Origin of the sequence: Pseudomonas sp. TREG-RG-20F-10-E-6-01, from assembly GCF_022662455.1 — a bacterium.
Taxonomy (GTDB): Bacteria; Pseudomonadota; Gammaproteobacteria; order Pseudomonadales; family Pseudomonadaceae; genus Aquipseudomonas.
On sequence record NZ_JAKNQP010000003.1, the window covers coordinates 345502 to 367041 of the forward strand.

Here is a 21540-nt window from a genome sequence, read left to right on the forward strand (position 1 = left end):
CCAGCTTAAATGCGATTGTTCGTCCTGCCAGCAGGACAATCCTTTCACCGCCAACATTCAATCCAACAAGGTTCTTGCCTGAAGCGCTGACGCACTGGATTTCGCCCGCGCTTCGCTTCATTCTCGCCGGCAGATCCGACAGCCACCGGCCACGCCATGCACCCACCCTCTCCCGTCCTGACCAAGAGCCTGACCCTGATCCTCGCCATCTGCTGCGGGTTTTCGGTCGCCACGATTTACTACAACCAGGCCATGCTGCCGCTGATCGCCAATACCTTTGCGGTGTCCACCGCGCACGTCGGGCAGATCGCGATGCTCACGCAACTGGGCTATGCCTGCGGCCTGCTGCTGTTCGTACCGCTGGGCGACCGGATCAGCCGACGCACCCTGATCCTGGTCGTGCTGTGCCTGAACTTCATCAGCCTGCTGGCCTCGGCCACGGCGCCGTCTTACACCTGGCTGCTGGTGGCGAGCGGGCTGCTGGGGCTGTCGGGGATCAGCGCGCAGGTGATCATTCCCGCCGCTTCCGACCTCAGTACCCTCGAACAGAAAGGCGCGGTGCTGGGCCTTATGGTCAGCGGCTTGTCGGCCGGTGGCTTGCTGGCCAGGACCGTCAGCGGCGTGATCAGCGGCTGGCTGGGCTGGCGCGGCATGTTTGCGGTGGCCGCGGCGCTGGATGTGCTGCTGTTTATGGCAATCCTGACGCGCATGCCGGTGTCGATCTCCACCAGCAAACTCGCGTATGGCGCCTTGCTCAAATCCCTGTGGGGCCTGGCCAGGCAATACCCGACCCTGCGCCAATCGGCGCTCAAGGGCGCTCTGGTATTCGGTGCATTGAATGTGTTCTGGGGCTCGATGGCCGCCTTGCTGGCCTTGCCGCCGTATGGCTTTTCGAGTGCCCAGGCAGGCCTTGTGGGGCTGTCGGCCATCGTCGGCATCCTCTGCGCCTCGACCATTGGCCAGCAAACCCGGCGCCATGGGCGCTTGCTCGAACGCGCCGGCATCACCACGGTGCTGGTGGCGTTTATCCTGATCTACAGCCTTGGGCTGAGCGGCTGGTGGTGGCCGATCCTGATCGCGGCAACCTTCCTTGACCTGGGTAACCGGACCAACCAACTGGCCAACCAGACCCGCGTATTGGCGCTGGAACCCTCAGCCACCAGCCGCCTGAACACCGTGTTCATGGTGGTTTACTTTATCGGCGGCGCCCTGGGCTCGGCGGCGGGCGCTTTCGCCTCGCAGCACTACGGCTGGCAGGGACAGGCCCTCACCGGCGCGGCCTTTGCCGGGCTGGCCTTGCTGATGACCCTGTTCAGTGGGACGACACATAAATCGACGCCGACGTAGGCGCCGGCAATGCATAGGTGCGCTTCATCCACTGGATCTCTGCCTGCGGCGTGCGCCCGAAAAAGCGTTTGAACTCACGGCTGAACTGCGACGCGCTTTCATAGCCGACCCTGGCACACGCCGTGGCGGCGGTGATGTCGTTGCGCAACATCAATAAGCGCGCCTGGTGCAGGCGCGTGGACTTGAGGTATTGCATCGGTGAGGTGTCCGTGACCGTGCGAAAGTGCGCGTGAAAACTCGGCACACTCATCCTGGCTTCCGCCGCCAGGGTCTCTACGTCCAGGTGCTGGTGGTAGCAGCCGTGAATCTTGCGGATCGCCCGCGCGACCTTGCCGAACTGGCCCTGCTGGTTGAGCGCGGCGCGCATCGAGCCGCCCTGCGCGCCCGTGAGGATGCGGTAGTAAATTTCGCGCACCAGCGACGGGCCGAGGAGCTGCGCGTCCATCGGCACACGCATCACTTCGAGAAAACGCAGCAACGACTCGCTGAGCGGCTCATCCATGGGCGATGAATACATGCCGCGAGGCTTGGCCTCAACCAGGTCAGGGAAGTCATCCAGCGCCACCATCCATTCGGCGGCAAGGGTAAAATCCAGCCGCAGGTACACCGCCAGCATGGGCTCTTCTTCACTGGCCTCGGTTTCCATGGTGAACGGCACAGGCACCGAGACCACCAGGTAATGCTGCGCGTCATACAGGTAAATGTCTTCCCCCAGAAAGCCGCGCTTGCACCCCTGGCAGACAATCACAATGCCGGGATCGTAGAGCACCGGAACCCGATGCAAAGGCCGGTTGGAACGCAAAAAGCGCACGTCATCCAACGCGGTCAGGTTATAGCCTTCGACAGGCGCCAGGGTGCCCATCAGTTCGATGATTCGTTGGGTGCGGCCCATGGTGCAAGGCTCCTGGCGAAAACCGCACGTTACTGTGCAATCGTCGCCGTGGCTATGCACTCATAGGAATAGGCAATCAGCAGATTGGTTTGGATATTCGCTCAAACCGCCCGTTTCCGTAGCCTGAAACAACACGTTCAGCCCTCGGAGAGTCCCTCATGCTAATCGTCTACAACCCCGCCACCGGTGAAGAAATCGGCCGCGTTGCCAAGAACACCTCGGCTGAGGTCAAAGCGGCGGTCGAGCGCACCTGCGCGGCTTTCCCTGAATGGTCTTCCAAGCTCGCCAAGGAGCGCAGCGAGATCCTGCGCCGCTGGCACGACGCCGTTAAGGCCGACAAGGAAGCCTTCGCCGAACTGCTGTGCCGCGAAAACGGCAAGTGCCTCACCGAAGCCCGTGGCGAAATCGATTACGGCCTGGGTTTTATCGAGTGGTACGCCGAAGAAGCCAAGCGCGTGTATGGCGACACCCTGCCCACCCACGACCGCAACGCCAACGTGGTGGTGACCAAGGAAGCCGTCGGCCCTGTTGCGGCGATCACCCCGTGGAACTTCCCGTTCATGATGATCACGCGCAAGGTCGCCACAGCCTTGGCGGCGGGTTGCACCATGGTCATCAAGCCTGCCGAAGACACGCCGCTCACCGCCTTCAAGCTGCTGGAATACGCGCGCAAGGCCGGTATCGAACCCGGCGTGCTGGAAGTGGTGGTCGGCGATCCCAAGGAGATCGGCCTGATCTTCACCGCCGACCCGCGCATTCGCAAAATCACCTTTACCGGCTCCACCGCTGTCGGCAAATTGCTTGCGGCGCAATGCGCGGCCACCCTCAAGAAAATGACCCTGGAACTGGGCGGCAACGCGCCGTTTATCGTGTTCCAGGACGCCAACCTGGATGAGGCCGTCAAGGGCCTGGTCAGCGCCAAACTGCGCAACAGCGGCCAGGTGTGTATCTCGCCAAACCGGATTTTTGTGCAGCACAGCATCTTCGAGGACTTCGTCCAACGGGTGCAGGCGGCCGTTGCCAAAATCGATGTCGATCAAGGCCTGCGCGAAGACTTTGTGGTCGGGCCGCTGGTCAATCAACTGGGTTTTGACAAAGTCGTGCGCCTGGTGGAAGACGCCAAAGCTGCCGGCGCCAACGTGCTGATGGGCGGCAAGCCCCACGCCAGGGGCGGGTTGTTCTACGAACCCACCGTGGTGACCGGTTTGCGCGACGACTCACCGCTGGCCACCCAGGAAATTTTCGGGCCGGTGTTCGCCATCTACTCATTCAAGGATGAAGAGGAAGTCATCGCGCGCGCCAACCAGACCGAGTTTGGCCTGGTGGCGTATGCCTACACCAGCGCGCTGGGGCGTTCGTTGCGGCTGTCGCGCCAGCTGGAGGCGGGAATGGTCATCCTCAATTCGGGTTCGGTCGGCACCGCGTCGGTTCCCTTTGGCGGCATCAAGCAATCCGGCTATGGCCGTGAGGGCAGCTACTACGGAATCGAAGAGTACGTGCATGTGAAGTATGTGCTGATGGCGGGCGCGCAGTTCTAAGCGCTTAATCAGGTCCAACGCGAGCAGCCACACGGCGCTCGCTTTTTTTGTAGTGGATTTGCCCTCGCCAGACGCGGATAGTTCGTCCCACTGACAGGACTATAGGTTGACCATGCAAGACCTCAACGACCTCTACTATTTCGCCAAAGTCGTCGAGGCCGGCGGCTTTGCGGCGGCCGGCCGGCTACTGGGGATTCCCAAGTCACGGCTGTCACGGCGTATTGCCGAGCTGGAAGAACGCCTCGGCGCGCGCCTGTTGCAGCGCACCACCCGCCAATTGACCCTCACTGCGGTCGGCGAGCGTTATTTGCGCCATTGCCAGGCCATGCTGCTGGAAGCGGAAATGGCCGACGAGGCCGTGGCCAGTATGTCCAGCGAACCGCGCGGGCGCCTACGGGTAAGCTGCCCGGTGGGCATGGCCCAGCACATGATGCCGGGCATGGTTGCCGGTTTTCTCGCCGCCCACCCGCTGGTACAGCTGGAGATGACGCTGGTGAACCGCCGTGTCGACCTGGTGGCTGAGGGCATCGACGTGGCCCTGCGCGTGCGCGAGTCGGGCGATGAAGACCCGCTGCTGGTGACCAAGCGCCTGCGCCAGGCCCAGACCCTGCTGGTGGCCAGCCCTGAATTTATCCAGGGTCGGCACATCGACAGCCTCGAAGACCTCAAGCAACTGCCGGTACTCGGCGCCCTCGAGGCCGACCGCCTGGTCCACCTGCGCCTGATCGACCCGCAAGGCAACGCCCAGGACCTCGCGCTGGAAGCCCGCCTGGGCATCGACGACTTCATCGTGCGCAAGGCCTGTGCCCTTAAGGGCCTGGGCTTCACCGTCCTGCCGATGATGTACTGCGAAGAGGAATTGGCCAGCGGCCAATTGGTGCAGCTGCTGCCGCATTGGTCGTCACCGGGCGGCTGGTTGCAGGCGGTGTACCCGCATCGCCGTGGCGTGCTGCCGGCCATTCGTGCCTGGATCGACTACCTGGAAGAAGCCTTCAAGGACTGCGGAGACCGCTTGCTATGAAAATGACAGAAGCACACGTCGCCGCCTTCTGCCTGAGCCTGCCCGGCGCGCGGGAAGACTACAAATGGGGCGGCGTGCGGGTGTTCTCGATTGCTGGCAACAAGATGTTCGCCCTGCAGAACCTGCGGGGCGAATCGCTGGCGTTCAAGGTCGACAAGGACCTGTTCCTCGGCCACGTCGACCGCCCCGGCATCCACCCGGCGCCTTATCTGGCGCGGGCCCAGTGGATCATCATGAACACGCCCTACCCGCTGGGCGCCGAGGAACTGCGTGGCCTGTTGCAGCGTTCTCACCAGTTGGTGGTGAGCAAACTGCCCAAGCGCACGCAGATCGGGCTGTTGCTAGAAGATTGAAAGCAGCGTGCCGCCCAGGAATAACTGGTCGAGCCAGAACACCTCGTGCAGCAACACGATGACCCAGAACAGCACCTGGTACGACACTTTGCGCGTCTTGTGCCGGAACACCTGCTGGGCGATCAACGCCCCGGGCCATCCGCCGGCCAGTTCCACGGCGTGCAGGATGTTTTCGCGAACGCGCGGGCCTGCTGTCTGAGCCTTGCGCTTGTCACCCCAGTAGAGAAAAAACGCTACCACGCTGACCACACCATAGGCGGCCAGCGGAATCACGGTCTCACCGCGATGCCACACCAGCGCCGCCCCCAGCAGCGGCGCGGCGCACAGCAGCACAAAGAGCAGCGCCTTGAGGCGCGGATGCTGAATGTTCATGGTTTGACCGCCGACCAGTCGATCCAGCCGAACTGCCAGGTCGCCAGAATCAGCACGCCGAACGCGATGCGATACCAGGCAAACGCCGCATAGCTGTGGCTGGCGATGAACTTGAGCAAGGCCTTGACCGCGATCATCGCAAAGATGAACGAGGTGACGAACCCGATGGCAAACACCGGCAGGTCATCGGGCTGGAACAAGTGACGGTACTTGTAGCCCGAATACAGGGCCGCGCCGACCATGGTTGGCATCGCCAGGAAAAACGAAAACTCGGTCGCGGTCTTGCGTGACAGGCCGAACAACAGGCCGCCAATGATGGTAGCGCCAGAGCGTGAGGTGCCCGGAATCATCGCCAGGCACTGCGCCAGGCCGACCTTGAGCGCGTCTTTCCAGGTGATCTGGTCCACGGTGTCGGCATGCACCGCATGGTCGCGGCGCTCAGCCCACAACATGATCACGCCACCCACGACCAGGGCGGTGGCCACGGTGATCGGGTTGAACAGGTAATGCTTGATCAGGTCGGCAAAAATCACCCCCAGCACGATGGCCGGCACCACCGCGATGATCAGGTTAGCCGTGAAACGCCGGGCACTGGGCTGGGTCGGCAAGCCGATGACCACGTCGAGGATCTTGCGCCGAAACTCCCAGACCACCGCCAGGATCGCGCCCAATTGAATAATGATGTTGAACGCATCAAAGCGTTCGCCGCCGAAGCCGATCAAGTCGGCGACGATGATCTGGTGCCCGGTGCTGGATATGGGCAGGAACTCTGTCAGCCCCTCCACCACGCCAAGAATCACTGCCTGTATGGCGGTCCAAAAATCCATGTATCCCCCAAAGGTCATGCCTGTCGGCATGCCTTGACTGTCTTTTTAATAGTTCACTGACGACAAGCGCACTCAAGTTCCGCTGCTGATTTTCAACATCGGCCTGCAAAAATTTCGTGAAAAATCAGGGAGTACTCAGGTTTTTCAATTACAGGCCGAAAGCCTATCAGACAAGCCGGAAATGTCGATGCGGCGCCCACAATTATAAAAAGCATGGAGTGACAGGACGATGAACAGTTTGCGCAGCATGTCGATCAGCCGCCGCCTCTGGCTGATCCTGATAGTCGCCGTGTTGATGCTGCTGACGTTGGGGCTGTTGATGCTCAAGCAGATCCACGGCGACCTTTATCAGGCCAAACGCCAGCAGACCCAGCACGTGGTGCAGACCGCCAGCGGGGTGCTGGCCTATTACCAGAACCTTGAGAAAACCGGCGTGCTCAGCCGTGAAGCCGCGCAGCAGCAGGCCCTGAGCGCGGTGCGTGGCCTGCGCTACGACCACGACGATTATTTCTGGATCAACGACCTGACGCCCGTGATGATCATGCACGCGGCCAACCCCAAGCTGGATGGCCAGAACCTGTCGGCGTTCCGTGATCCGGACGGCTTTGCGGTGTTCAACGAATTCGTGATCCTGGCCAAGGCCAAGGGCGCCGGCATCGTCAACTATCGCTGGCCCAAACCCGGCGCCGAAGCGCCCGTGGAAAAAACCTCGTACATCCAGCTGTTCGAACCCTGGGGCTGGATTATCGGCTCCGGCGTGTACGTGGATGATGTGCAGGCCGAGTTCACAGGCCAGGTGTGGAAGGCCTCGCTGATTGGCCTGGGCATCGCCCTGCTGATGGCCGTGTTGGTCACTTTGATTGCGCGCAGCATCGTGACGCCGTTGCAGGCGGCGGTAAACGCCATGGCCAATATCGCCAGTGGCGAAAGCGACCTGACGCGCAGCCTCGACACCCACGGGCGCGACGAAGTCACCCAGCTGTCACTGCACTTCAACAGCTTTACCGCCAAACTGCGCCAGGTGGTCGGCCAGTTGCAGGTGTGCGCCAACGCGTTGGGCCAGTCGTCCACGGACTTGGGCAACAACGCCAGCCAGGCGCATGACCGCAGCCAGCAGCAGTCGCAGCAGATGGAATTGGTGGCGACGGCGATCAATGAAGTGACTTATGGCGTGCAGGACGTGGCGAAAAACGCCGAACATGCGGCCAGTGAGATGCGCGATGCCCAGGCCCAGGCGCAGCAGGGCCAGGTGAATATCGACGGTAGTTTGCAGCAGATCGACCAGCTCTGCAGCACCATCAGCCAGGCCGTGGAGGTGATTCGCACCTTGTCCAGCGAGAGCACGCAGATTGGTGGTGTGCTGGAAGTGATCCGCTCCATCGCTGACCAGACCAACCTGCTGGCACTTAACGCGGCCATTGAGGCCGCGCGTGCCGGGGAACAGGGCCGTGGGTTTGCGGTGGTCGCCGATGAAGTGCGCTTGCTGGCTCAGCGTACGCAAAAATCCACTGCTGAAATCCAAGTGATGATTGAGCGTCTGCAGGGTCACTCGGAAGCGGCGGTCAAGGTGATCAGTGACAGCCATAGCGCTTCGCAGCTGACGATTGAACAGGCTGGGCAGGCCGGTGCCAGTCTTACCGCCATTGGCCAGGCGTTGCGTAACCTAAACGGGCTGAATGCCTCGATTGCCAGCGCGACCTTGCAACAGGCGCATGTGGTGGAGGATATCAATCAGAACGTCACGCAGGCGGCCGGGTTGTCGCACAGCACTGCGCTGGCGGCGGAGCAATCCAGCGTGGCGAGTGCGCATTTGCGTGGGTTGAGTGAGCAGTTGGACGGGTTGCTGCGGCAGTTCAAGGTTTAGCTTTTTTTGGGGGGGGTTAGAGCGGGGTGTACATATCCGTTGTTTGGGTGATGGCGGCTTTTGGTTCCGCCCTTACGGCGGGTCACTTTTGAAAAGCGCAAAAGTAACCAAAACGCTCTTGCCCCACCACTCGGCACCTCGCCTAGGCTCGGTGTGCCCTCACGCAGGCATTACTCCGCGGGCCGCCGCGACGGGGCGTCCTGCCGGTTTACCCGCTCCGTACTACCTGCATTCGGCCAGCGTGGTTTAACGGGGCGCCTAAGATCAAGATCAAAAGCACGGCGGCCTAGTAGCCGACCTGAGTGGTAGAAGCAAAAGCAAAGCCGAGGCGGCCTGACAGCCGACCTGATCCTTGAAGCTGAACCCATTCAAATGTGGGAGCTGGCTTGCCTGCGATGGCATCAACCCGGTGTACCTGCTGGACCGAGGTGTCTGCATCGCAGGCAAGCCAGCTCCCACAGAAAAGCCAAGCACTGTGGTACTGGCATCTGAACTCGGTCAACTTGTGGGAGCGGGCTTGCTCGCGAAGGCGGTGGGTCAGTCAGCTCATGTGTCACTGACACACCGCCTTCGCGAGCAAGCCCGCTCCCACAGTTGGTTCTCGGTGCTTCAGGTTGAAGGGGTGTTACTCAGCTTTTACCTCTGCCACTCACGCCATGCTCTGCCTTTAACGCTGATCTCACACGCCCCGTTACACCACGCCAGCCGCCATGACCGCAGCAATGTGTATGTCTCCACATCCACGTTTAAACATTCCTCACCTCTGGTTACAATTGCCGCCCTCTCCCACTCTCCCAAGGAACCGCCATGTCCGGGCTTGAATTGTTCGCCGCCGCCCTGGGGGTGATCGCTGTCTGGCTGACGGTCAAACAAAACCCTTGGTGCTGGCCTATAGGCCTGGTCATGGTGTTGCTCTACACCTGGGTGTTCTTCGACGTAAAACTCTATTCCGACATGCTCCTGCAAGTGGTCTACGCCGCCCTGCAACTTTACGGCTGGTGGCAGTGGACCCGCGCCGGCGAGGTCAAGCAAGGCCGCCAGGTCAGCAGCCTCGGCGTACCCGCGATCATGAGCAGCCTGGCCATCGGCGCCGTCTTCAGCTTGCTGCTCGGCGCGGCCATGGCCCACTGGACCGACGCCGTCCAGCCGTGGCTCGACGCCGCCCTCACCGGCTTCAGCCTGGTGGCGCAAATGTGGATGGCGCAAAAACGCGTGCAATGCTGGCCGCTGTGGATCGCCGTGGACGTGATCTTCGTCGGCCTGTTCCTCTACAAAGGCCTGTACCTCACCGCCGCGCTTTACGCCCTGTTCACCGCGATCGCCGTGCAAGGCTGGCGTGAATGGCGCAGCGATCCGGCGTTGCACGCATGAAAGTGGTGGTACTGGCAGGCCCCGAATCCAGCGGTAAAAGCTGGCTGGCGGCTGAACTGCATGCACACTTTGGCGGGCTGATGGTTGGCGAATACGTGCGGTATTTCATCGACCATCATCAACGCGACACCACCCTGGCGGACATTCCGGCGATTGCCCGCGGCCAACTGGCCTGGGAAGACGCGGCCCGCGCCGAACAGCCCAACCTGCTGGTGCTCGATACTCACCTGTTGACCAACAAACTGTGGAGCCAGACGCTGTTCGGCGACTACCCCGCCTGGCTGGACGACGAACTCCTGGCCCGGCAGTACGACCTGCACCTGTTGTTGTCCCCCGAGGACGTGGAATGGACCGCCGACGGCCAGCGCTGCCAACCGGAACTGGCTGATCGTCGGGCGTTTTTCCAGGCCAGCCTGGCGTGGATCGAACAGCACCAGCAGCCCGCCGTAATCATTGGCGGTCATTGGCAAGCGCGGCGCGCCAAGGCATTTGAAGCGGTGGCGCAGCTGCTGGCGTAAGGCCCAGTCCTGAGTACCGACCATCGGGTCAACGCAGTCCATTTCCTTCGGCGCCAGTCAATCTTCTAAAGGAGATTGGCCTATGAACATGCGCATTGTTGCCCGCCTGATTAACTTGCCGGAAAACCGTGGCGTTCGCGTCACCGCGGCAAAGCATCCTGTCCTGCTGGTGCGTGTCGGCGACCGGGTGCGCGCCTTCCAGGCCGAGTGCCCGCACGCCGGCGCACCGCTGGAGGAAGGTGTGATCTGTAACGGGCGGATCATTTGCCCCTGGCACAAAGCCGCGTTTGCCGTGGACAGTGGCGCCGTGATCGAACCTCCGGCGCTGGTCGGGCTCAAGCAATACCCGGTGCAGGTGCACGATGGTGTGGTCAGTGTTGGCGACGAGCCCATGGCAGCCGAAGCCGCGCCGGCGCGGGATGAACAACGCTGTTTTGCGGTCATCGGCGCTGGCGCGGCAGGCACTGCCGCCGTGGCGACGTTGCATCAGCAAGGCTTCAGCGGACGATTGCTGTGGATCGACCGTGAACAGGCTCCCGCCTACGACCGCACCGCCCTGAGCAAATTCGTGATCGCAGGCCAGATGACGCCCGAAGACACGCCGCCACTGCTGGATAAGCAGCCCATCGGCATTCACGGCGAAGTTCAGCGCCTGGACGCCAACGCCAAACGCATCGAACTCGCCGACGGTCGTCACTTTGACTATGACGCGGCACTGGTCGCCACCGGGGGCGAAGCGCAACCGCTGGACATCCCCGGCGCGGTATTGAGCCAAGTGTTTGTGCTGCGCAGCCGCGAGGATGCGGCGCGTATCGACGAAGCAGCGCAGTCGGCAGCGTGCGCGGTGATTGTCGGCGACAGCTTTATCGGCCTGGAAGCGGCGTCCGCCTTGCGCCAACGTGGCCTGGTGGTGCAGGTGGTCAGCCGCCATGACATTCCTCTCGCCGCGCAATTGGGCAAGCGCATCGGTGCGGCCATTCGCCAATTGCACGAAGACAACGGCGTGATCTTCCACTGCAACACCGAGCCCGAACGCTTCGACGGTCACGGCGCAGTGAGTACCGTGCTGCTTAAAAACGGCAAGCGCCTGGCGGCAGACCTGGTCGTGATCGGCGTTGGCGTCACACCCGCCACCGGCTTTATCCACGGCGTCGACAAAGCCGAGGACCAGTCGCTGAACGCAGACACTCATTTACAAGTGGCGCCCGGGTTATGGGCGGCCGGCGACAACGTGACCTTTGCCTGGCGTCAGCAGCCAACACGCATCGAGCACTGGCGCGTGGCCCAGCAGCTGGCCGTGCTGGCCGCGCGCAATATGCTCGGCGATACGCAGGTCTACGCCGACGTGCCTTTCTTCTGGACCTACCACTTCGGCAAAACCTTTGAAGTGCTCGGCCACCCGCAGCACTGGAATCGCCTGCACGTGGAGGGTGAGGTGAATCGTCACGACTTCATTGCCTTGCTGTGCCGGGATGATCAAGTGGAAGCCGTGATTGCCTGCGAACATCAGCAAGCCATGGCGCGCCTGTCACAACGCATGCAGCAACCCTTGGGCAAGGCCGAGGCCTTGGCCATTATTCGCGCCGGTTAGCGCTTTTTGCGGGTGCTCAATTGAATCCACGTCGGCGCATGGTCGCTGGCGTGCGGCTCGTTGCGCACCCAGGCGTCCACGCCGGCGTCTTTGAGGTAAGGCTTGAGCGCGGGATTGAGCAGCAGGTGATCGATACGCAGCCCGGAGTTGGTCTGCCAGTGCTGACGGAAGTAATCCCAGAAGGTGTAGACGCGCTCTTCGGGGTATAGATGGCGCAGCGAATCGGTCCAACCCTGCTCCAGCAGGCGCTGATAACACGCGCGGCTTTCAGGTTGCAGCAAAGCGTCCTTGAGCCAGGAGCGCGGGTTGTAGATGTCGATGTCGGTGGGCACCACGTTGAAATCCCCGGCCAGCAGCACCGGATGTTCGCTGGCTTGCAGCGCCTGGGCATAGGCGATCAGCCGTTCGAACCAGGCCAGCTTGTAGTCGAATTTAGGCCCTGGCTGCGGGTTGCCATTGGGCAGATACAGGCAGCCAACCAACACGCCATGCACCGCAGCCTCCAGGTAACGGCTTTGCGTGTCGCTGTCATCGCCCGGCAAACCGCGCCGGCTCTCCAGCGGCTGGGCATCGCGCGCCAAAATGGCCACGCCGTTCCACGAGGCCTGGCCCAGGCAAATCGCTCCGTAGCCGGCCGCTTCGAAGTCGGCATAGGGAAACAGGCTTTGCGGCGCCTTGAGCTCTTGCAGGCAGACAATATCCGGCTGCTCGCGCTCAAGCCATTGCAGAAGGTTGGGCAGACGGGCACGGATGCCGTTGATATTGAAGGTGGCGATTTTCAGCGCTTTCATCGGTCCGGTCCTTTCAGGGCTCTTGGGATAGAACCTGAAAGCCGCGCGGATGTTCAATCCAAACCACGCTCCAGGTTGGCATTCACGCGCAGCAATAACGCCAGCAGCGTCGCCTCTTCTTCAGCGCTGAAGCCCTGCAGTGCCTGCGCCGTGCCCTGCACCATCACGGCGTAGGCGGCAGGCATGCGTTCACGCACCGCATTGGTCAGGGTGATCAAGCAGCTGCGCCATGCTCGACTGCTCGACAGCAGTGCAGGCCGATGAAAACCACATGTTCGAGCGTGTGATGCCGGCCGCCAGAGACAGCGCCGAAGGCGCCGCCACCCAGTTATCCCATGACAGCCTGGCGCTGTCCCTGGCCCACCTGCATCACCACCTCACGCCTCAGTAGCCCAGGGACAGGCCGGTATTGCGGCGCGGGTCGTTGGCCCCGTAGAAACGGTTGTTGCCCACCGGCTTGCCACCCAGGGACGGCGCGCCCACCAGGATTGCGGCCAGGTGGTTGGCATCCTGAGGTCCGGCAAACTTGTGGCCCCAACTCTCGAGGATTTTCTGCGTGTCGGGGCTCACCGCGAAGGTCTCCAGGTTGGTGGTCTCAGGCATCCACTGTTGATGGAAACGCGGCGCATCGACGGCTTCCTGGATGTTCATCTTGTAGTCGATGACATTCAGGATGGTCAGCAAGGTCGCGGTGATAATCCGGCTGCCCCCTGGCGTACCGACCACCATCACGGCCTTGCCGTCCTTGGTCACGATGGTCGGGCTCATCGACGACAGCGGCGCCTTGCCCGGTGCGATGGCGTTGGCTTCGCCCTGGACCAGGCCGTACATGTTCGGCACGCCGACCTTGACGGTGAAGTCGTCCATTTCATCGTTGAGGATCACCCCGGTCTTGCTCGCCATCACACCGGCACCGAACCAGTCGTTGAGGGTGTAGGTCACCGACACCGCGTTGCCCCACTTGTCGACGATGGAATAGTGCGTGGTGTTGTTGCCTTCATGCGGCGACACGCCCGGCTTGATCGCCTGGGAATCCCCGGCCTTCTGCGGTTCGATGGCAGCGCGCAGCTTGGCGGCGTAGTCCTTGTCCAGCAGGTGGGCAATCGGGTTCTTCACGAAGTCCGGGTCGCCTAGGTAGCTGTTACGGTCCACGTAGGCGTGGCGCATCGCTTCGATCTGGTAGTGGAGGCCTTGGGCCGAGTGATAGCCAAGGTCGGCCATCGGGTAGCCTTCGAGAATGTTCATGATCTGGCAGATCACCACGCCGCCCGAGCTCGGTGGCGGTGCCGAGACCACGTGGTAGCCACGGTAATCGCACTCGATGGGCGCCAGTTCGCGGGTCTTGTACTTGTCGAGGTCGGCCTGGGTGATGATGCCCTTGCCGGCCTGGCTGGAATCCACCAGGGCCTTGGCGACCCAACCTTTATAGAAGCCGTCGGTGCCCTTGGCGGAGATTTCCTTGAGGGTCCTGGCCAGGTCTTTCTGCACCAGTTTCTGGCCAACCTGCAGTGGCTGGCCGTTGTGCAGGAAGATCCCGCGCAGGTCTTTGTCTTTCTCGAACTCGCCGGTGGCGGTGTGCAGCAAGTCGACATCGCCCTGCTCCAGTTCGAAGCCGTTTTCCGCCAGCTTGATCGCCGGGGCAATCACTTGGGCGCGCTTTAGAGTGCCGTACTTGCTCAGCGCGGTTTCCATGCCGGACACGGTGCCGGGCACGCCGACCGCCAAGTGGCCCTTGGCGCTGAGGCCTTCGACGACCTTGCCGTCTTTGTCCAGGTACATGTCGGCGGTGGCCGCCAGGGGGGCTTTTTCGCGGAAGTCGAGGAAGGTCTTGCGCCCATCCGCCAGTTGCACGGTCATGAAGCCGCCGCCACCGAGGTTACCCGCCGCCGGGTACACCACCGCCAGCGCATAGCCCACAGCCACGGCCGCATCGACTGCGTTGCCGCCGGCCTTGAGCACATCCACCCCCACATGAGTGGCCAAATGCTGGGCGGTGACTACCATGCCGTTTTCACCGCCCACCGGGGCCTGGGAAGCGGCGTGCACACCGCTGACCGTCAGCACCAGCGCGGTGGCGACTAAGGTGCGGCTGAAGGGTTGGTATTTCATCCATGGCTACTCTAGTTATTGGGACGCACCAAAATAGCCCGACTCGGATCCAATCCCCAGCGCAATGGCGTTTTTATTACAGAACTTGTCGGTCACAGAACGGCCGCGAAAAAGCCCATGCTATATTTCGCGCCCAGACTGGCTGCAAGGCGCGTTGAGATGGTGATCAAGAAGACCGGTATTCGGGCTCAGCAGGCCGACCAGACACGCGCGCGCATCTTGCAGGCGGCGGTCAAGGTGTTCACCCGCGACGGTTATTCCGGCGGGCGCGTCGACACCATTTCCAAGCAAGCCGACTCCAACGACCGCATGCTTTATTACTATTTCGGCAGCAAGGAACACCTGTTCATCTGCGTGCTGGAACACATCTACGAGCAGTTCAACCAGGCCGAAAGCAAACTCAAGCTCAACCTGGAGGCACCCGTGCAGGCGCTGCAGGACCTGGTGGCGTTTATCTGGAATTACTACGTCAAGCACCCCGAGTTTGTCGCGATCCTGAGCATCGAGAACCTGCACCAGGGCAAGCATGCCCAGCAGTCCGGCGAAATGCGGCGGCTGTCGGGCGAAGCGGTAGGCGTGTTGCGCCCGATCATTGAAGCGGGCCAGGCAAAGGGCGTGTTTCGCCAGGACATCGACCTCAAGCACGTGTACTTGATGATCGCTTCGCTGTGCTACTTCTATAACTCCAACCGCCATACCCTCAGCTCGTTTCTGGGTGAAGACCTGGCGGATAAGGGGCAGCAGCAGGATTGGCTGGGGTTTATCACTGATTTGGTGCTGAGGGGCGTCTCCCCAAGCTCACTGTAGAAACCGGCTCTAATCCCTGTGGGAGCTGGCTTGCCTGCGATGGCGATGTGTCAGGTAGTATTTTCGGTGCAGACCCACCGCTATCGCAGGCAAGCCAGCTCCCACAGTTTTGACCGCATTGTGTCAATGAGTGCCCGGGTTAGCCCGCAAATGCGCCACCTTCTGCTCCAACCCCTTCCACTGCGGCGCATTCGGCGCAAATTGCCCGCGCAGGTACTCGACCAAGTCCGCCACTTGAGTATTGGACAAACTGTCCTTGAACCCCGGCATGTACCCCAGATCCTGGGTCGCCGGGTTGCTGATCCCTTGCAGAATCACCTTGATCAAATTGTCCGGCTGATCACTGTGCACATTGGTATTGGTTGCCAGTGACGGGCTGACCCCAAACAGCTTTGGTCCCAGACCCTCGGCGTGGCAGGCCTTGCACGACCCTTCAAATACACGCCGACCATTGGGATTGGGCACCGTCGCTGCCGCCACGGTTTGCGCCTCAGCCGTCGCCTCGCCCTTGAGCGACGCCAGGTACACCGCCATTGCGCGAATGTCGGCCTTGGGCAACTTCGCCAACTCAGTCACCACCGGCCCCATCGGGCCCGCCGCCACGCCATGGGCGCCGGAATAGCCGGTGCTGAGGTAGGTGAACAATTGATCTTCGGTCCATGGCGTCGGTGCCTTGGACACACCGTTCAGTGCTGGCGCCTCCCAGCCATCGACGCTGCCGCCGGCCAGGAAGGCCTTGCCGCCCTTCTCGGCCCCCAACAGGTTGCGCGGCGAATGGCACGCCGCACAGTGCCCCAGACCATTGACCAGATAATTGCCGCGATTCCATTGCTCGCCGCGCTCCGGTTGCAGCGTGATTTCACCGCGCCTCAGATTCAGCGCGTTCCACCCCGCCATCAACGGCCGGATATTGAACGGAAAGCGCATGGCATTCGGCGTCGGCGCCTGGCTCACTGGCGCTTGCGACATCAGGTAGGCATACAGCGCCTGCATGTCCGCCTCATTGATATTGCGAAACGCCGTATAGGGAAACGCCGGGTACAAATTGCGCCCGTTACGGCCAATGCCCTCACGCATCGCCCGCTCGAATGCCGGGTACGACCAGGCACCGATGCCGGTGTTCACATCCGGGGTGATATTGCTGCTGTACAGGGTGCCGAAGGGCGTTTCCATCGCCAACCCACCGGCATTGGTCGCGCCGCCCGGTGCCGTATGGCACACCGCGCAATCGCCCACCGCCGCCAGCAAACGCCCGCGCTCCAGGGTGGCCTTGGACCACGTGCCGGCGCTGGGCGGCGCAATCGGTGCGATCGCGCTGTGAAACGGCCAGGCCGTGGCCATCACGGCGCCCAGCGTCGCAAACAGCGCGCCGAACCACCATTTTTTGCGTTTCTGCGGCGACGTGGCAGGCTCGCCGAGGGTGCCGGCATTCAGCGCTGCCAACACCCGCTCGGGCGTGATCGGCAACTCACGAAAACGAATCCCGGTGGCGTCATAGATCGCATTGGCAATCGCCGCCGCGCTGGGCACCGAGGCCGACTCACCGGCGCCCATCGGCGGCTGGTCCTGGCGCGGCATCATCAGCACGTCGATCTGCGGCACTTCAGGGAAGGTCAGGATCGGGTAACCGCCCCACTCCTTGCTGGCCACCGTCGATTCCTCAAAGGTCACCCGCTCCTTCAACACGCGGCTGGTGGACTGGATCACATTGCCGTGGATCTGATGCTGCACACCCGCCGGGTTGATCATCATCCCCGAGTCGTGGCCGATCACCACCCGCGTCACCGACACGTCGCCGGTGTGTTTGTCGACGGCCACATCCGCCACCCAGGCGGCCCACGCCGCGCCAAAACCGGGGAATTTACTGTGGATGTAGCGCGCGTAAGCAAAGCCACGGCCCCGCAACAGATGGTCGTCGTTGGCGGTTTGCATGGGCGCGGTGCGCGGTGACCAGTTGGCGCGTTCGGCGGTGGATTTGACCAGGTCGATGGCGCGCTCGTCCTTGAGGTAGCGCAGGCGGTACTCCACCGGATCGACGCCGGCGGCAAATGCCAGCTCGTCGATATAGGATTCGTGGGCAAAGGTATTGGGCAATGCCGACACGCCGCGCATCCACGAGGCGCGCACGATGGGCGCCATGTCGTTGATAGTCACCCGCATGTTGTCGATGTCATACGGCGGGATCGAGGTGCGGTCGCCCATTTCGAACATCGCCGCCACGGGCTCGACGCGGCCGGTCAGCAACAGCGCCAGGGTCGGCGCGCCATTGGAGGGGTAGCTGGTTTCAAAATCGTACGCGGCAATGCTGCCGTCGGCGTTGAGGCCGCCGTCCACGTCCATCAACTGCGCCGTGCCCTTGGGCTCCCACAGGTGTTCCTGTTCGCGGGTCAGTTGCACGCGCACCGGCTTGCCCACCGCGCGCGACAACAGCAACGCATCGGCGCAGACGTCATCCGCGCAATTGCGCCCGTAACAGCCGGCGGCTTCCATACGGATCACGTCGATCAGCGTTTCATCGCATTCGAGCAACCACGCCAGATCGGCGCGCAGCAGGTGCGGGTTCTGGCTGCCCGACCACACGCGACTGCCCGCGGCCTGATAGTCGGCCACGGCGCAGGACGGGCCGATTGAGCCGTGCATTTGATAGGGCCACAGGTAACTGCGCTGCATCCGCTGGCTGGCGCCCGCCAGGGCTGCATCGACATCGCCCTGATCGAGCACCGTGCGGCGTACCCGCGGGTTGTCACGGATCGCCTGCTCGACATCGCTCATGTCCGGCAAGGCCTTATTCCAGGGCTTCCACTGCACCTGCAACTCATGGGCGGCCTTGATCGCCTGCTCTTCGCGCAACGCGACCACGCCCACAAAATCGCGGATCACCACCACCGCAACAATGCCGGGGATATGTGCGATGGACGCCTCATCCACACTCAGCAGGCTATTGCCGACAAAATCCCCGCAGTCCAGACCGGCATACGGCGGGCGCACGACGCGGCCGTGCAGCATGCCCGGCACGCGCATGTCGTGCACGTAGGTCAGCTCGCCCGTGGCCTTGCCGGGAATATCCACACGCGCGGCGCCCTTGCCCACCAAGCGGTAATTCTCGATGGCTTTCAAGGGCGCATCGCCGCTGATACGCAACTGGTCATGCTGGCCGCTGACCAGCTCGCCGTAAGTGGTGGTGCGCCCGTCTGCCGCCTGGATAACGCCCGCTTCGACCTTGAGGCTGGCGGTGCTCACGCCCCAGCGCCCGGCCGCCCGCGCCAGCAAAAAACGTCGTGCTTCGGCGGCAGCGTTGCGCAGCGGGATCGCCGAAATCTGCAAGGTCGCGCTGGCAATCGTCGCGCCCTGGTTCGGCACGCGCTCGGTGTCGCCCAGCACCATGGTGACCTGGTCCATCGTCAGGTCGAGTTCTTCGGCGACGACCTGCGCCAGCGAGGTGCGAATGCCGGTGCCCAGGTCCACATGGCCATTGAACGCATAAACCAGGCCGTCATCGTTGACCGCGATAAACAGCCCCAGCTCTTTGGGTTTCACGGTCGGCGTGCCGCCCTTGGCCACCGGGCCGGAGGGCGGCAGTACATCGTCGACGATCAACAAGACGCCCGTCTTGGTCAGCCACTGGTCACGGGAAAGTGGGCTATCGGTCATGGTCGGCCATCCACGGTCAAGAGGTGAGCAGCACGCAATACGGCGCGCAGGATTTCGATATGGGTGCCGCAGCGGCAGAGGTTGCCCGAGAGTTCGTTGCGGATCTGGGCTTCGCTGGGGTTGGGATTGCGGTCGAGCAAGGCCTTGGCCGTCATGATCATGCCGTTGAGGCAATAGCCGCATTGCGCGGCTTGCTCGTCGATAAACGCTTGCTGCACCGGGTGCGGCGCCTGGCGTGTGCCGAGGCCTTCGAGGGTGACGATTTCACGCCCTGCCGCGCCCGCCAGCGGGAACACACATGAGCGTGCCGCAACACCGTCGATGATCACCGTGCAGGCGCCGCACTCGCCCAGGCCGCAGCCGTACTTGGGGCCGTTGAGTGCCAGGTCATTGCGCAGCACCAGCAACAGCGGCGTATCCGCCATGGCGCTGACTTCGCGGGTGTGGCCATTGACCTCAAGGGCAACCGTGATGGAGGGACTGATCATTCGCTTCGCCTGTGTCAGTTGGTGAAGTGGCTACTACACGAAACAGTCAAAAAAAAGCATCGCGGACCTGGGGTCTCGCGACACACTTGAATCGTGAAGTGGCTACTACATCAACACCGAGCAAAAACGATGCCAAGGGGTTGGGATTATCCTGACGTATGCAGGTTTATGGTGGTTGTGGCGAGCGGGCTCGCCCCGCGTTGGGGCGCGAAGCGGCCCCTCGTCCAGGCGATGGGGTTATTCAGGTAAAGCTCATGGCGGGTTTGGGGGCTGCTTCGCAGCCCAACGCGGGGCAAGCCCGCTCGCCACAACAAGCCTCTCGCCACGACAAGCCCACTATTCTTGCGGGTCGTCGATCATCTTGCGCAGCAGGAACAACACCGCCACCCGTTCCGCCGGGTTGAGGTTGCTCAGGGTCAGTTCGCTGATCTGCGCGGCGCGCGGCGCGGTTTGCGCGACCAGGTCGGCGCCTGCGGCAGACAGGTCCACCACCACTTTGCGCTTGTCTTGCGGGTCCGGCTCCAGCGTGATCAGTTCCTTGGCCTTGAGCCGCTCGACAATGCCGCGAATGGTCGCCTGGTCAACGGCCGTGGCCTTGACCAGTTCGGTGAGGGAACTTGCACCCTGATCGCGCAGTGCACACAGGGTGACGAACTGCACGGCGGTGAGCTGGGAGTCGCCGACATTCTGCTGAAAGATCGCCAGGTGGCGCTGGTAGGCCTTGCGCAGCAGGTGGCCAACTTGTTCAGAGAAAACGTAGGAATCAGGCACGGCGGGCTCGGTGGGTGATTGGCGATGGGGAGGCATGATGGCTGGCTTACCGGATCGACTCAAGTTTCTCATTGAGGAAACACGGTTAGAACTGTGGGAGCGAGCCCGCTCCCACATTGGGATCTTCAGCGGGCCAGAGAGGCTGCCGGGGCGACTACGTCACCGGCGATAACCACCGCCTCGTCATCCAGGTACACATCGCAATGACGCAGCGGAATGTCCATGTGGCACGGCGTCTTGCGCGTGCCGCCCACTTCGGTATTCGGCCCGGTGGAGAACAGGAAGTTGCCATAGAACGCCCGCGCGTCCATGCACATGCCGTCGTTCTTGTCATGCAAACCCATGGCGGTCCACTGCGCTTTTGGCTGCAAGCCCCAGCCAATGTGGGAGATGCCGTACACCTCCGGATCGTTGAAGTACTTCATGTAATCACGCAGGTACTCGGCCTCGAAACCACCGTGGATCCTGGTGATAGAGCCCTTCTCGATTTCCAGCGTGATTTTCTCGCGGGTGTAGGTCTTGAATGGCAGGAGGATGTCGCCGACGTCCAGCACCAGCACGCCCTCAGCGGTTTCCTCGTTGGGCCAGGAGAACAGGAAGCCGCTGGGCCAGTGGTCCCAGCGCCCAGGCTCATCGGCAAAACCGTATTCGGTCACCGACGGGTACTGCCCCAAGGCGGCGCGAAAATCACTGCCGGCGCGGGATTTGACGTGAATCGAACGCGCCTTTTTCAGTAATTGCTCGGCCGCCAGCACACGCACCTTGTCTTCTTCGGTGGGCAGCATGCGCGCCAGCACTTCCGGCGGCTCCACGGCCAGCAGGATGCGCGTGCCGGTCTTGAGGATCTGCTCCTGTTCCGGTGAATGCAGCAGCATCATCGTGTCAACCACCAGGTCGGCGGCTTCCAGCGCACGCTGGGCGGCGATGTTGCCGGTGAGCGCGGTGTCGCCGCAGTAGGCGGTCATGTCATTGCCCATTGCCCGCGGGTGATTGAACGACGGCAGCTCCACCGCATACACCTTGGCCCCCAGGCGCTGCGCCGCCTCCATCGCCGCACGCACGGTGCGTGCGTCGGAGTAATGACTCTTGAGCACGGCGACGCTCTGGGTCGGGTCGACCTTCGACAGCTTCAGCACGTGTTCAAACATCTGGGTCAGTTCGCAATCGCTTACCGGCATTTTCCTGTCTCCTGTGGGACTGCACCAAGTTCAAGCACTGCGCTTCACTCT

At 62.4% G+C, this 21540-nt stretch carries 20 protein-coding genes; 10 read left to right on the forward strand and 10 right to left on the reverse strand.

The genetic code is table 11. From position 1 onward, the window contains the following. Positions 1 to 156 precede the first annotated feature (156 nt). Positions 157 to 1347, forward strand: a complete 1191-nt coding sequence (locus tag L8K08_RS11905; protein ID WP_242197022.1) for an MFS transporter — start codon at positions 157 to 159, stop codon at positions 1345 to 1347. Here the strand turns inward: L8K08_RS11905 and L8K08_RS11910 are convergent. Continuing rightward, complete coding sequence (locus L8K08_RS11910) at positions 1313 to 2239, reverse strand: AraC family transcriptional regulator (RefSeq protein ID WP_242197025.1); 927 nt, start codon at positions 2237 to 2239, stop codon at positions 1313 to 1315. The genes L8K08_RS11905 and L8K08_RS11910 overlap by 35 nt on opposite strands. A 158-nt stretch (positions 2240 to 2397) precedes the next feature. Here L8K08_RS11910 and L8K08_RS11915 point away from each other — a divergent pair, with 158 nt between their 5' ends. From L8K08_RS11915 to L8K08_RS11925, 3 genes are all read left to right on the forward strand, one after another. Further along, the gene (locus tag L8K08_RS11915; RefSeq protein WP_145160432.1) at positions 2398 to 3777 is read left to right on the forward strand and encodes an NAD-dependent succinate-semialdehyde dehydrogenase; all 1380 of its coding nucleotides are present in this window, start codon (positions 2398 to 2400) and stop codon (positions 3775 to 3777) included. Between the two features lie 112 nt (positions 3778 to 3889). After that, a complete protein-coding gene (locus L8K08_RS11920) occupies positions 3890 to 4798 on the forward strand; it encodes a LysR substrate-binding domain-containing protein (protein ID WP_145160430.1) in 909 nt (302 codons plus the stop codon). Beyond that, entirely contained in the window at positions 4795 to 5151 is a 357-nt protein-coding gene (locus L8K08_RS11925) for an MmcQ/YjbR family DNA-binding protein (RefSeq protein ID WP_242197027.1), read from the forward strand. The genes L8K08_RS11920 and L8K08_RS11925 overlap by 4 nt, the downstream gene beginning before the upstream one ends. Here the strand turns inward: L8K08_RS11925 and L8K08_RS11930 are convergent. Together L8K08_RS11930 and L8K08_RS11935 are read right to left on the reverse strand one after the other, a co-directional pair. Then, positions 5140 to 5523 (reverse strand): DUF1294 domain-containing protein, encoded by a 384-nt coding sequence (locus L8K08_RS11930; RefSeq protein ID WP_145160426.1) that lies wholly within the window; start codon positions 5521 to 5523, stop codon positions 5140 to 5142. The two genes, L8K08_RS11925 and L8K08_RS11930, sit on opposite strands and share 12 nt — an antisense overlap. Further along, positions 5520 to 6350: an undecaprenyl-diphosphate phosphatase gene (locus L8K08_RS11935; RefSeq protein ID WP_242197029.1), complete on the reverse strand. Its 831-nt coding sequence runs from the start codon at positions 6348 to 6350 to the stop codon at positions 5520 to 5522. Before L8K08_RS11935 ends, L8K08_RS11930 begins: the two co-directional genes overlap by 4 nt. A 229-nt stretch (positions 6351 to 6579) precedes the next feature. Here L8K08_RS11935 and L8K08_RS11940 point away from each other — a divergent pair, with 229 nt between their 5' ends. The 4 genes from L8K08_RS11940 to L8K08_RS11955 all read left to right on the forward strand — a co-directional run bounded on the left by L8K08_RS11940 (position 6580) and on the right by L8K08_RS11955 (position 11694). Next, positions 6580 to 8214 carry a methyl-accepting chemotaxis protein gene (locus L8K08_RS11940; protein ID WP_242197032.1) on the forward strand — a complete coding sequence of 545 codons (1635 nt, stop codon included), beginning with the start codon at positions 6580 to 6582 and terminating at the stop codon, positions 8212 to 8214. Positions 8215 to 9021: 807 nt separating this feature from the next. Further along, complete coding sequence (gene pnuC, locus L8K08_RS11945) at positions 9022 to 9585, forward strand: nicotinamide riboside transporter PnuC (protein WP_242197034.1); 564 nt, start codon at positions 9022 to 9024, stop codon at positions 9583 to 9585. Further along, positions 9582 to 10103 (forward strand): AAA family ATPase, encoded by a 522-nt coding sequence (locus L8K08_RS11950; RefSeq protein WP_242197906.1) that lies wholly within the window; start codon positions 9582 to 9584, stop codon positions 10101 to 10103. The genes pnuC and L8K08_RS11950 overlap by 4 nt, the downstream gene beginning before the upstream one ends. Positions 10104 to 10185: 82 nt before the next feature. Next, positions 10186 to 11694 (forward strand): FAD-dependent oxidoreductase, encoded by a 1509-nt coding sequence (locus L8K08_RS11955; protein ID WP_242197037.1) that lies wholly within the window; start codon positions 10186 to 10188, stop codon positions 11692 to 11694. Here the strand turns inward: L8K08_RS11955 and xth are convergent. Next, complete coding sequence (gene xth / locus L8K08_RS11960) at positions 11691 to 12485, reverse strand: exodeoxyribonuclease III (protein WP_242197040.1); 795 nt, start codon at positions 12483 to 12485, stop codon at positions 11691 to 11693. The genes L8K08_RS11955 and xth overlap by 4 nt on opposite strands. 53 nt (positions 12486 to 12538) lie before the next feature. Next, positions 12539 to 12703, reverse strand: coding sequence for a hypothetical protein (locus tag L8K08_RS11965; RefSeq protein ID WP_242197043.1), 165 nt, complete (start codon positions 12701 to 12703; stop codon positions 12539 to 12541). A gap of 11 nt (positions 12704 to 12714) precedes the next feature. Between L8K08_RS11965 and L8K08_RS11970 the strand changes: the two genes are divergently transcribed. Next, on the forward strand, positions 12715 to 12876 hold the full coding sequence (locus tag L8K08_RS11970) for a hypothetical protein (protein WP_242197046.1): 162 nt from the start codon (positions 12715 to 12717) through the stop codon (positions 12874 to 12876). On the opposite strand, the gene ggt is transcribed toward L8K08_RS11970, so the two are convergent. After that, positions 12870 to 14594 (reverse strand): gamma-glutamyltransferase, encoded by a 1725-nt coding sequence (ggt, locus tag L8K08_RS11975; protein WP_242197049.1) that lies wholly within the window; start codon positions 14592 to 14594, stop codon positions 12870 to 12872. The two genes, L8K08_RS11970 and ggt, sit on opposite strands and share 7 nt — an antisense overlap. Before the next feature lie 159 nt (positions 14595 to 14753). Between ggt and L8K08_RS11980 the strand changes: the two genes are divergently transcribed. After that, positions 14754 to 15401: a TetR/AcrR family transcriptional regulator gene (locus L8K08_RS11980; RefSeq protein WP_242197052.1), complete on the forward strand. Its 648-nt coding sequence runs from the start codon at positions 14754 to 14756 to the stop codon at positions 15399 to 15401. Positions 15402 to 15524: 123 nt separating this feature from the next. Here the strand turns inward: L8K08_RS11980 and L8K08_RS11985 are convergent, their stop codons facing one another. The 4 genes from L8K08_RS11985 to L8K08_RS12000 form a co-directional block, all read right to left on the reverse strand. After that, complete coding sequence (locus tag L8K08_RS11985) at positions 15525 to 19052, reverse strand: molybdopterin cofactor-binding domain-containing protein (protein ID WP_242197056.1); 3528 nt, start codon at positions 19050 to 19052, stop codon at positions 15525 to 15527. Continuing rightward, on the reverse strand, positions 19049 to 19540 hold the full coding sequence (locus L8K08_RS11990; protein ID WP_242197058.1) for a (2Fe-2S)-binding protein: 492 nt from the start codon (positions 19538 to 19540) through the stop codon (positions 19049 to 19051). Before L8K08_RS11990 ends, L8K08_RS11985 begins: the two co-directional genes overlap by 4 nt. A 336-nt stretch (positions 19541 to 19876) precedes the next feature. Beyond that, a complete protein-coding gene (locus L8K08_RS11995; RefSeq protein ID WP_315975600.1) occupies positions 19877 to 20311 on the reverse strand; it encodes a MarR family winged helix-turn-helix transcriptional regulator in 435 nt (144 codons plus the stop codon). A gap of 125 nt (positions 20312 to 20436) precedes the next feature. After that, on the reverse strand, positions 20437 to 21489 hold the full coding sequence (locus tag L8K08_RS12000) for a 2,5-dihydroxypyridine 5,6-dioxygenase (RefSeq protein ID WP_242197064.1): 1053 nt from the start codon (positions 21487 to 21489) through the stop codon (positions 20437 to 20439). Between the last annotated feature and the right edge of the window lie 51 nt (positions 21490 to 21540).